Origin of the sequence: Anabaena sp. CA = ATCC 33047 (genome assembly GCF_963870205.1) — a bacterium.
GTDB lineage: Bacteria > Cyanobacteriota > Cyanobacteriia > Cyanobacteriales > Nostocaceae > Trichormus.
Map to the genome: position 1 here is coordinate 284900 of NZ_CAWMSA010000040.1, position 10869 is coordinate 295768.

The following is a 10869-nucleotide window of genomic DNA, read 5'->3' on the forward strand; positions in this document are numbered from 1 at the left end:
AGTCAGTTTAGGAAAATAATAGTATCAGTTAGCTATCCTGATAAGGATAAGGAGATAATCATCAGGCTAACAGTTAGTTTTATAAAGCAAAAATATTAAATATGATTGACGATGATATAAAAAAACGACCTATTGGTGTCGATTTATTTGCTGGTGCAGGTGGTATGACACTTGGTTTTGAACAGGCAGGATTTGACATACTTGCAGCTGTTGAACTTGACCCGATCCACTGTGCTACACATAAATTTAATTTTCCTTTTTGGACTGTTTTGTGTAAAAGTATTGAGAATATTAGAGGACAAGAAATTAGAAATAATTCATTAATTGGTGAGCAAGAAATTGACGTAGTATTTGGTGGTCCTCCATGTCAAGGGTTTTCATTGATAGGTAAACGTTTTTTTGAAGACCCTCGAAATTCTCTTGTATTTCATTATATCCGTGTAGTATTAGAGTTACAGCCGAAATACTTTGTTTTTGAAAATGTCAAAGGTATCACTGTCGGCAAGCACAAAGAATTTTTGAAAGAGATAATCAGTAAATTTGAACAGAATGGTTACAAAGTCACTAAAAACTATCAAGTTTTAAATGCGGCTGATTTTGGAGTGCCACAAAATCGCGAAAGATTATTTTTGCTAGGTTGTCGTGATAATCTTGTGCTACCAAATTATCCACTTGCTATCACGAAACATTGCAAAAATCAGCAGTTTAATCGCGAAAATGAACTGGCATTATGTCCTACAGTTTGGGATGCTCTTCAAGATTTACCTGAAGTAGAAAAATATGAAGAATTATATCAACAAGATTGGGTAGTTGCGGATTTTGGTAAGCCTAGTGACTATGGTAGAATACTTCGTGGGCTGAGTTGTGCCAATAATGATTACTCTTATGAACGTCAGTATGATTCGAGAATATTAACTTCAAGTTTAAGAACAAAACATACTTTAGAATCTATCAAAAGATTTGCAGCTACTCCAAATGGAAAAGTCGAGCCAATAAGTCGCTTTCATAAACTTGACCCAGAAGGAATATCTAATACACTGAGAGCGGGAACTGCAAGTAATAGAGGAGCTTTTACTTCTCCTAGACCAATTCATCCGTTTATTCCGCGCTGTATTACTGTGCGGGAAGCTGCACGTTTACATTCTTATCCTGACTGGTTTAGATTTCATGTCACTAAATGGCATGGATTTAGACAGATAGGAAATTCTGTACCTCCTTTATTAGCTAAAGCAGTAGCTTTAGAAATTATTAAACTTCTTAACATATCTCCATCTAAACCTAAAAATATACAAAAATTAGGAGATATTAATTTATTAATATATGATATGACTCAAGCTGCTGAGTATTATGGAGTTCATCCACATATTATAGAACCAAGAAAAAGAAAAGTCTAAAAAAAAGAAAAATTCTAAATATTAACATGAAAAAGCTGAACAAAGAAAATATTTATAATAGTGTTATCTTAGAAATGTTTAGAAAGCACTATCATCCAGGAATAGTTAGCTTTGAATTTACACGTTCTGAAATGGAAGAAGTGGGTGAAAGACTGAATCTTGACCCAAAAAATCTTGGTGATGTTATTTATTCTTTTCGTTTTAGGAGACCTTTACCTAAAGAAATAACAGATACAGAACCTCAAGATTTACAGTGGATAATAGAGTTAGCTGGGCGTGCAGTGTATAGGTTTCGTCTTGAACGAATTAACAAAATTATTCCTACAGTTAGTTTAATGCAAATTAAAATTCCAGACTCTACTCCAGAAATAATTTCAAAATATTCATCTGGCGATGAACAAGCCCTTCTGACTAAAATACGTTATAACCGCCTGATAGATATATTTTTGGGAATTACGGCGTACTCTCTGCAAAATCATTTGAGAACGACTGTTGTTGGAACTGGTCAGATTGAAATAGATGAAATTTATGTTGGCTTAAATCGTAACGGTTCACAGTTTATTATACCAGTTCAGGCTAAAAGCGGTAATGACAAAATTAGTATTGTTCAAACTAAGCAAGATATTGCTTATTGCACTACGAAGTATCCTGAATTAATTTGTCGTACTGTTTCATCTCAATTCATAAATAACAATTTAATAGCAATGTTTGAGTTAACATTAGACGAAGGAGAAGTAAAAATAGTTCAAGAAAAGCATTATAAATTAGTCCCATTTATTCAGATTTCTCCAGAGGATATAATGAATTATAGGAGCTATGAATAAAATTAAATTTTACTTTAAAATTGACCAACCCTAAAACTAATTTTTTATTTTGATTTCATTGCTTAAAAAATATAGAGGCAAGTAGTGATTAAAGAAATTTTGGTAGAAATTTTGAATAATTATCCTATTTTTAAAAAACATTTATTTAAAAGTAATAACTTTGCAAATTATTTAAGAAATGATGTGCCTAATTTGTTAACTAATAACCTCTATCTTCCAGAAGTTTACAACATAAAAGCTTCACCAGGTAATGGAGGTTGGGCATGGATACCTTGGATTGCAGTTTTTAATAGAACTGTGACCGATAGCATGACATCAGGAATTTTTATTGTGTATTTATTTAAAGCAGATTTTTCAGGTGTGTATTTATCACTTAGTCAAGGTACTGCTTCCAAGAAAAAAATTTATGGTTTAGCGGGTGCTAGGGAGTATTTAAAAAAACAAGCAAAGTTATATAGAAGCCTAGTTTCTAGTAATGCTAATTTTGATATTTATAAAGAAATTGATCTAGCTTTGGAGAAAATTCCACGAGATCCTTCAGGAGGAAGAACAGCTAAAAGGTTGGGACAGTCATACGAAGATTGTAATATTTTGGCAACTTATTACTCAAAGGATTCTATGCCGAGTAATGAAAAAATTGTTGCTGACTTAATGTATTTTATTGATATGTATGAAACTATTATTGAGCAACATCCTATAGATAATTCTGATGAAGATTCACATGAAGAAGATATATGGTTTGAAGATTTAAGAAAATATAGGCTTCATAAAAGAATAGAAAGAAACAAATCTTTGTCTAATAAGGCGAAAGAAATACATGGATATAAATGTCAAGCCTGCAATTTTGATTTTGAAAACCAATATGGTGAAATAGGTAAAAACTTTATAGAGGCTCATCATAAAATCCCTATTGCCAGTCTAGAGAAAACCAACATAACTTTAGATCCGTTAGAAGATTTTATAGTTTTATGCTCTAATTGCCATCGGATGATACATCGAATAAAACCTATTCCTAGCTTAGAAGAATTTCAAAATCAAATAAAATTAAAGTTTAATTCATGCCAGCAGTGAATTTTATTTAATTTCTACCAATATTGACTATTTTTATGTCCAAGCACGGAAAAATGTACCATCTTCCCAGATAGTAGCAGTACGTTGGGCGATCGCCTCTAACTCTGATGGTGTTAACGGTTGAAAAGCACGGGCAATTTTCACATTATTCTCTAATTGCTCGACATTTTCCGCCGCAATCACGCAACAATGCACCCCTGGTTGAGACATAGTATATCCCAAAGCTTGCTCCATTCCTGACAAACCACCAGGTTTAAACAAGCGTCCATAAGCTGGAACTTTCATGGCTATTACACCCACATTCTGCGCTTGCGCCACTGGTAAAACTACGGGAATAAATGGACGGGGGTGATGTTTATCGGCGGCGTTTACAGGAATTAATGTTGTGTGGAAAGGATAACGGCGTAAACCTTCAGCAATTACTTCTGGTTCATGGTGTCCGGTAATACCTACAAAGCGGATGAGTTTTTGTTGGATAGCTTCTTCTACAGCTTTAATTGCACCGGAGGAACTAAAGATAGTATCGAGTTCTTCAGTAAAAGAGACATGGTGTAGCTGCCATAAATCAAGATAATCTGTATTGAGACGTTGGAGCGATCGCTCTAATTCTCGCCATGCACCGTCCCGATCTCTTTTATCAGTCTTACTCGCTAAAAATATCTTAGCGCGATGGGGTGGTAAAACTTTGCCTAAATAATCTTCACTCGGACCATAACTTGCAGCAGTGTCAAAGTAGCGAATACCCAGGTTTAAAGCTTTTTCAACTAAAGCTATAGCATCAGCTTCTTTGTTATGCCAAGATAAGGGGGTTTGTCCTGCGCCTCCCAAACCCAATATCGGTAATTTAACTTCTGTACGTCCTAGAACACGTTCTGACATTGATATTGGTGGTGCAGCCTGATTGGTAGAATGCTTAGTTAATGCAGCAGAAGCCACAATACCGCCAGTGACAGCAGCACTGGTGATGATAAAGTTACGCCGTGTTTGTTTTGCTGTCATACTCAGAGCTAAATCGCCACTGTTATTGTATGGTAGCGAGAATCTCTCCTACAAATGTAGAGACTTACCATGCTTAGTCTCTACAAAGCAAAATTCTGTTACCAGAAATGATAAAATTACGCTTGCTTATTCATCTACAGGCGACATTTCAATTATGCGCCTTATATTTTCTGGATGCTGGCGATTAAAAATGTCAATTCCAATTAATTAAAAATATCCCCTACTTGAACATGACAAGTGCGATCGCCTCCGACGGGGCTTTGCCCATCGCACAACAAAAGCAGGGGGTAGATTAAATTGAGTGTAATAATCTCGACTACTTAACAGAGACAGCATCAACATCGATTGTATCGTCAGTGGAGGTAGAATCTGTTGAAGTATTGGTTTCACCTTTCCGCGCTTTCCAACCTTCCATCACTAACCCAGATACCTCAGTCACTAATATGCTCAATAACAAAACATCATCTAGTTGGCCCACAATCGGGATAAAATCGGGGGCGATATCTATAGGACTGAGCATATAGAGTATAGACCCTAAAATCACCCACCAACGATATTTAGGGTTACGTAGCACGTTACGATACCAATTATACAAAGCTTGGACTGAAAAGTTCATGATTTAACCCTCCAATTACCTTTAATTCTGACAAATTATGCTATAAACTCCCGGTGGGAATAACCGCCCAACTGAGTCGAAAAGACCTACTGGTTATATTCCCTCATACCAACTGAGCAATTCTGTATAAGAGTATGGTAATACTGCATTAATCTTTAGAATTAAAATGCTTTGGGATATTTGCTTAAGCAACGGAGGGAGGAATTCTAAACAGTGGATATTATAGATTTGTTTTATAAAGGCGGGCCAGCCATGTGGCCTTTGCTGGCTCTATCGATTTTATCTTTGAGTGTGATTTTTGAGCGGCTTTGGTTCTGGTTGCGAATTTTAACTCAAGAAAAGCAAATAGTTGAGCGTGTTTTGGATGCAGCCCAGGATAACTGGGAAATAGCGGCGGATATTGCCAAACAAGCAACAGATCAACCGATTGGACGGTTTCTTTATGCTCCCTTGCGTCTACAAAAAACAAATGTAGAAACCTTTCGGCTAGCACTGGAAGCCACCGCAGAGGATGAATTAGCTGGGATGCGTCGGGGAGAAAAGCTGTTAGAGGCTGTAATTGCCCTCTCACCTCTGTTGGGCTTGTTAGGTACGGTTTTGGGCTTGATTCAGTCTTTACGCTCAATTCGCATTGGCGATTTAGGAACTGAGTCTGTAGCGGGGACAACTACTGGTATTGGTGAGTCCTTAATTAGTACAGCCGGCGGATTAATAGTTGCGATTACTACTTTGGTATTTTATCGATTATTTCAAGGGTTTGTTGTCAATCAAGTCAAGGTTTTCCGCAAAGCCGGGAATGAATTGGAGTTACTTTACCGCCAGTTCCCGCCTGATTTGAGTGACACTACATCAATGAGTGTGTCAGAAGTATCACAGGATAATCTTCTTCCTCCAGGTAAATCCCGTAGAAGCCAGTTTCCTCAACCTCCTGAACCACCTGTAACTTAATCTCACCCTGAAAGCTTGATATTTCAGGCTTTCTTTGTTCATTTTCCTCCTAAAACACAGGAGGTGTAAGGGTGTAGGGAGAATAGGAAGAAACTAATGACTAATGACTTGAGAGTACAACCATGAAAGTTAACTTACATACACAAGTAGAAGAAGCACAGATTCAAATCATCCCCTTGATTGATGTAGTTTTTTGTATTTTGACGTTTTTCCTGTTAGCAGCTTTGCAATTTACGCGACAACAGGCAATTAATGTTGATTTACCTAAAGCTAGCTCCAATACAGCCGCTAGTATCAATGCACCCGGTGCAAATCAGATTGTCACCATTGATGCTATTGGCAATATTTACATAGAAAAACAACTTGTAAGAAGAGAGGAATTAGCACAACGGGTGAGAAATTATTTGCAAGCTAACCCCAATGCAACTTTAATCCTCAACGCTTCCCGTACAGCGACTTATAACGATGTGATTGAAACATTAGATTTACTCAGACAAGTAGGAGGCGATCGCGTATTTTTAGGAATTATACCTACTTCTTCGCAACCTATCCCCAACGTGCCTAATTTATCTGTGCCTCCTAATTTCCCTGTTGCGCCTGGTACAGCACCAATCCCAGAAATTAACCCCAACCAACCTACAGCCCCTAATCCATTGTCTATCCCGACAATACCCAATCAACCACCCACAGGACAAGATATTTCTCCACAAGTTCCCACGGATAATGCACCAGCACCCCAAGCACCTGCTAGTCAGCCTGTAGCACCTGAGAACCCTAATTAGGTGAAGTCAAAAGTCAAAAGCATAAATATCTTAATAATTTTTTTGGCTTTGACTTTTCGACTGACTAAACCTAAAGATATCCAAAATAAATTCTGAATAAATAAAAAACCTTTGGTAACTTACAGATAATCGGTTGATGGAAAAAGTTATCTATCGATAGAATGAATAATTTCTCGCCAAGCACCATTCACGTTTCAGGGGTTGAAGGCAATGAATGAAATTGTGACACTGTTAATTGTGTGGGTGGTAACATCTATCAGCTTGTTGATTATCAGTAAGTTGCCTTTAGGGGTTGAAGTTGACACACCACAAAAAGCGTTTATTTCCGCAGCAGTTTTAGGTATTGTGACAGCAATAGTCAGACCAATTTTACGCTTAATATTTGTTGTCCCCGATATAATCACCTTTAATTTATTATCGGGATTGTTCACATTTATGATTGCCGTTGTCTGCTTTAGTATTGCGGCTTGGTTAGTAGAAGGTTTTCGTTTACGCTTTGGTATTTGGAGTGCTGTGCTAGGGGCGTTTGCACTCACTATCATCAACAGCTTAATCTATAAATTGCTAGGTATCTAAAAATATAGTCATCAGTCAACAGTCAATAGTCTCAAGTTATTTAATGACTAATGACTAATGACTAATGACTAATAACTACTCATTAGGAGTGGGGGGAGCAACTACAGTAGTTGATTGTTGTTGACGCTGTTCCCGCTTTTTACGATCTGCTGAGATCATATCGGCAATCACCGTCAGTGCTTGCGTCATTTTGTCTAAGTTGGAACGGTATAAGTCTAAATCTTTGTTGAGTTTTTCCTCAGAGATATGTAACCCATTAGCAAGAGTTTTGAGCGCCTCAGTACGTTTTTGTTCGTCTTTGACTAACTCAGGATCAGAAAATTCCAGTAATGAAAATAAACCGATCGCAAACAAACGACTGTATTTAAAGTTAGCATTGTGAGCGATCGCTTGTAGTTGTGCTTGTAAGTCAGGATCTTGCTGTAATTGAGTAGTTTGACTCAGCCATGCAATTAAATCATTGACTGGTAAGCTTGTAGCTAAATTTTGTAACCGTTCAGCATCTTGCCTGTAGCGTTGTGGTTCTTGCTCTACAGCCTGACATATAGCATTAAAAATCGATTCCTTATCCCGTTCTGGTTGATAGCCTTGCATAAAGCGGTCAAAAGTCGTGACAACGCCCAAGGCATAGATCGGATCGTAGCTGAAATCGACATTTACTGACAGTAGGTGCATTTCCACCATCAACTCCTCTACTACCCGACGATAAATAGTATTAATCGGTCGGCTGTGCAGAGAGTAGAAAGTTCGCTTTGTATCAGAAACAGTACGGACGTTATTCACAAAGAAAATGTTAAGGGCGACGTTATATTATTTTGTACCTTAAAGGCTACTTTGCCAAGTTGGGTTTTTGCCTAGCAAAATTAGGGATATCAACCTCTTTTCGCAAAAATTCCCAGAAATATATTGTATTGTGTCACCATGTTGACAATCATGCGTCCATTATATGAACTTATCACTCCAACTCATTACCCTGAGTAATTACCTCGCTGGAGAATTTGATAATCAGCAACAAGCCTTAGCTGAACCTGTATGGTATGTGCATTTGCGCCTGTGGCAAAGGCCAGTTGAACTATGGAGAGAAGATAGCATCACCTTGTTTGCCGAACAAGCCAACATTGTGAATTTAGAACATCCTTATCGCCAGCGCATTCTCAGGTTAATGCCCAACGATGACAAAACATTGCTACAAGTACAATACTATATGCCGAAAAATCCTAGTGCTTTAAGTGGTGCAGGTCGTAACCCTACCTTACTTAAAGCACTCACCCCAGAGCAATTAGAATTATTGCCGGGTTGTATCCTCCAAGTGACTCAGCAAGAAATAGCTCCAAACCAATCTCAATTTATCGCTACACCCCCTGCGGAGGCTCGTTGCACTTTCACTTACCAAGGTAATACAGTACAAGTTTCTTTAGGTTTGAAAATCACACCGACAGAATTGTTTAGTTACGACAAAGGAATTGACCAAGTGACAGGTAAAGCCACTTGGGGAGCAATTGTTGGCCCCTATTGCTACACCAAAAGAGAACAATATTCCATCAATGTTTAGTGCTAAGTCACAAAATCACTGATAACTCAGCACTTTCTTAGCTAGCAATACTGCGAGGTACACCTTCTAAAGCTTCCTCCTCAGTGTCGAAAATTTCAAACACTGTATCCATCATGGTGACTTCAAACACAAGTTTGGCTTCTGGGTGGACATTACAAATGCGAAAACTGCCGTTAACTTTATCAGCATCACGCATACCAGCAACCAAAGATGTAAGACCAGAACTATCGATAAAATTTACCTGGCCCAGATTCACCACTATATGACCACTCAGTTTAGAAATACACTCCTGTAACTTTAGGCGAAATTGCCAAGCTGTGGTGATATCTAAGCGACCTTTTGGTGTCAAGACAATCACAGTATTACCGTCTTGAGTGGTATAGGTTGTTTGTTCTATATCAATCACTCCGCCTCCCTGTGGTACTCATTACAAATTTGATGGTCATTAATTTAGTCCTGAAATTGATGAGTCAAGTTTATAGCTTTGACAGCGATGTTTACTGACATTGAGCGTTAAATATTTGGAGCAATTTGTAAACTATTCAACTCATCAATCACAGGACTCTTGAGTGCTGAAAATCCCAGTTAAGGGGATACAGCTAGATTTTTCACCTTTTTTGACTAGGTGCTTACCTTTAGTAGTTTAACTCACCAAACCTGTGCTGAGTACCCAGGCAGAAATACTGAAATCACAGAAAAAATTTTTCACTGACCCCAGATGATTGAATTGCTGATTGGTAAGCGACATGACTATCCCACAGGGACACAGAGAACTTAATATCAGGCGCAAGTTTCTGCATCTGCCTGGGTATGATCATGATGATTTACTGGGTGTCCAGTTGCTCCAATCTTGAGGCTTGAGGAAAGTGTCATACAGTTCTGCCTCTGGAGAATTAGGTTCAGGCTGATAACCATATTCCCAACGGACTAGAGGTGGTAGAGACATCAAAATCGATTCTGTACGTCCGTTAGTTTGCAAGCCGAAAATTGTGCCTCGGTCATAAACCAAGTTAAATTCCACATATCTACCCCGACGGTAAAGTTGGAAATTTCGTTGGCGATCGCCATATTCGATCCCATGACGGCGTTCCACAATCGGCACATAAGCAGGTAAAAACGCTTTACCAGATTCTTGCACAAAACTAAACAAATCTTCCCAATTGCGGGGTGCTGGTTCTCCCACTTGATTACTGTAGTTAGCTGCTTCTCCTTTGGGATTAGGGCCGCGATACAAAACCCCTTGTCCATCTTGATAATCGAAAAATAAACCGCCTACTCCGCGTGTTTCACCCCGATGCTTCAGGTAGAAGTATTCATCACACCAGCGTTTAAACACCGGATAATACTCTGGGTGATGTTGATCGCAAGCTTGCTTGAGTGTCTGATGGAAATGAGCCGCATCTTCAGCAAAGGGGTAATAGGGTGTTAAGTCAGCACCACCACCAAACCACCACACAGGGCCAGCTTCAAAATAACGGTAGTTGAGGTGAACAGTTGGTACATAAGGGTTACGGGGATGTAATACCAATGATGTACCCGTAGCATAAAAACCATGCCCTTCCGCTTCTGGACGCTGGGCTAAAATTGAAGGAGGCAGATGAGAACCCCAAACTTCAGAAAAATTTACCCCTGCTTGTTCAAATATTGCACCTTCGCGCAGCACACGCGATCGCCCACCACCTCCCTCTGGACGTTCCCAACTATCTTCATGAAACTTACCCACACCATCCAGTTTTTCTAGTGCTTGCGTAATTTCATCTTGTAACTGTTTCATAAATTGACTGACACGCGCCTTAGCATCAGTCCCAGGTAAAGACTTGGATGATTTTGCTTCTACAGTTGGGGTTTGCGAGTTAGTTACCATGAGATTCCCGAACCTAAATGACGTTTTTCAAAACAGCCACAAATTTTTTAACTAAAAATTTGTGTGTAGCACGAGCCAACAATCAGGCTCAAATTGCCCAAACAGTTTTTTGCTTGTTAAACATTTACATGATCAATGGGCATGACTAGAGTTATTTTCCGATTCAAAAAAGCTCACAAATGCTAACAAGTGCCAGCTTTTTCTTCCTGCTTCTTCCTAGAAGTGTCGGCACTATCTAGTCCA

The 10869-nt window shown here is 38.6% G+C and carries 12 protein-coding genes; 7 read left to right on the forward strand and 5 right to left on the reverse strand.

The window, feature by feature from the left end:
• The first annotated feature begins 101 nt into the window (after window positions 1-101).
• From AACS98_RS10735 to AACS98_RS10745, 3 genes are all read left to right on the forward strand, one after another.
• Entirely contained in the window at window positions 102-1394 is a 1293-nt protein-coding gene (locus AACS98_RS10735; RefSeq protein ID WP_066379376.1) for a DNA cytosine methyltransferase, read from the forward strand.
• Between the two features lie 26 nt (window positions 1395-1420).
• Entirely contained in the window at window positions 1421-2218 is a 798-nt protein-coding gene (locus AACS98_RS10740) for an endonuclease (RefSeq protein ID WP_066379379.1), read from the forward strand.
• A gap of 84 nt (window positions 2219-2302) precedes the next feature.
• Complete coding sequence (locus tag AACS98_RS10745) at window positions 2303-3289, forward strand: MrcB family domain-containing protein (protein WP_066379381.1); 987 nt, start codon at window positions 2303-2305, stop codon at window positions 3287-3289.
• A gap of 33 nt (window positions 3290-3322) precedes the next feature.
• Here AACS98_RS10745 and AACS98_RS10750 read toward each other — a convergent pair whose 3' ends face one another.
• Both AACS98_RS10750 and AACS98_RS10755 read right to left on the reverse strand, forming a co-directional pair.
• The gene (locus tag AACS98_RS10750) at window positions 3323-4288 is read right to left on the reverse strand and encodes an aldo/keto reductase (RefSeq protein WP_066379383.1); all 966 of its coding nucleotides are present in this window, start codon (window positions 4286-4288) and stop codon (window positions 3323-3325) included.
• A gap of 316 nt (window positions 4289-4604) precedes the next feature.
• Window positions 4605-4904 carry a YkvA family protein gene (locus AACS98_RS10755; RefSeq protein ID WP_066379384.1) on the reverse strand — a complete coding sequence of 100 codons (300 nt, stop codon included), beginning with the start codon at window positions 4902-4904 and terminating at the stop codon, window positions 4605-4607.
• A gap of 213 nt (window positions 4905-5117) precedes the next feature.
• Here AACS98_RS10755 and AACS98_RS10760 point away from each other — a divergent pair, with 213 nt between their 5' ends.
• The 3 genes from AACS98_RS10760 to AACS98_RS10770 all read left to right on the forward strand — a co-directional run bounded on the left by AACS98_RS10760 (window position 5118) and on the right by AACS98_RS10770 (window position 7210).
• Window positions 5118-5852, forward strand: a complete 735-nt coding sequence (locus AACS98_RS10760) for a MotA/TolQ/ExbB proton channel family protein (RefSeq protein WP_066379391.1) — start codon at window positions 5118-5120, stop codon at window positions 5850-5852.
• Between the two features lie 122 nt (window positions 5853-5974).
• Window positions 5975-6634, forward strand: a complete 660-nt coding sequence (locus AACS98_RS10765) for an ExbD/TolR family protein (RefSeq protein WP_066379393.1) — start codon at window positions 5975-5977, stop codon at window positions 6632-6634.
• Between the two features lie 210 nt (window positions 6635-6844).
• Window positions 6845-7210, forward strand: a complete 366-nt coding sequence (locus tag AACS98_RS10770; RefSeq protein ID WP_066379394.1) for a phage holin family protein — start codon at window positions 6845-6847, stop codon at window positions 7208-7210.
• A 75-nt stretch (window positions 7211-7285) separates the two neighbouring features.
• Here AACS98_RS10770 and psb29 read toward each other — a convergent pair whose 3' ends face one another.
• Window positions 7286-7993 carry a photosystem II biogenesis protein Psp29 gene (psb29, locus tag AACS98_RS10775; protein WP_066379396.1) on the reverse strand — a complete coding sequence of 236 codons (708 nt, stop codon included), beginning with the start codon at window positions 7991-7993 and terminating at the stop codon, window positions 7286-7288.
• Between the two features lie 163 nt (window positions 7994-8156).
• On the opposite strand from psb29, the gene AACS98_RS10780 reads away from it, so the two are divergent.
• A complete protein-coding gene (locus AACS98_RS10780; protein WP_066379402.1) occupies window positions 8157-8762 on the forward strand; it encodes a chromophore lyase CpcT/CpeT in 606 nt (201 codons plus the stop codon).
• Between the two features lie 37 nt (window positions 8763-8799).
• Here AACS98_RS10780 and AACS98_RS10785 read toward each other — a convergent pair whose 3' ends face one another.
• Both AACS98_RS10785 and hemF read right to left on the reverse strand, forming a co-directional pair.
• Window positions 8800-9168, reverse strand: a complete 369-nt coding sequence (locus AACS98_RS10785; protein WP_066379406.1) for an STAS domain-containing protein — start codon at window positions 9166-9168, stop codon at window positions 8800-8802.
• Between the two features lie 408 nt (window positions 9169-9576).
• Window positions 9577-10626: an oxygen-dependent coproporphyrinogen oxidase gene (gene hemF, locus AACS98_RS10790; protein ID WP_066379408.1), complete on the reverse strand. Its 1050-nt coding sequence runs from the start codon at window positions 10624-10626 to the stop codon at window positions 9577-9579.
• Window positions 10627-10869 lie beyond the last annotated feature (243 nt).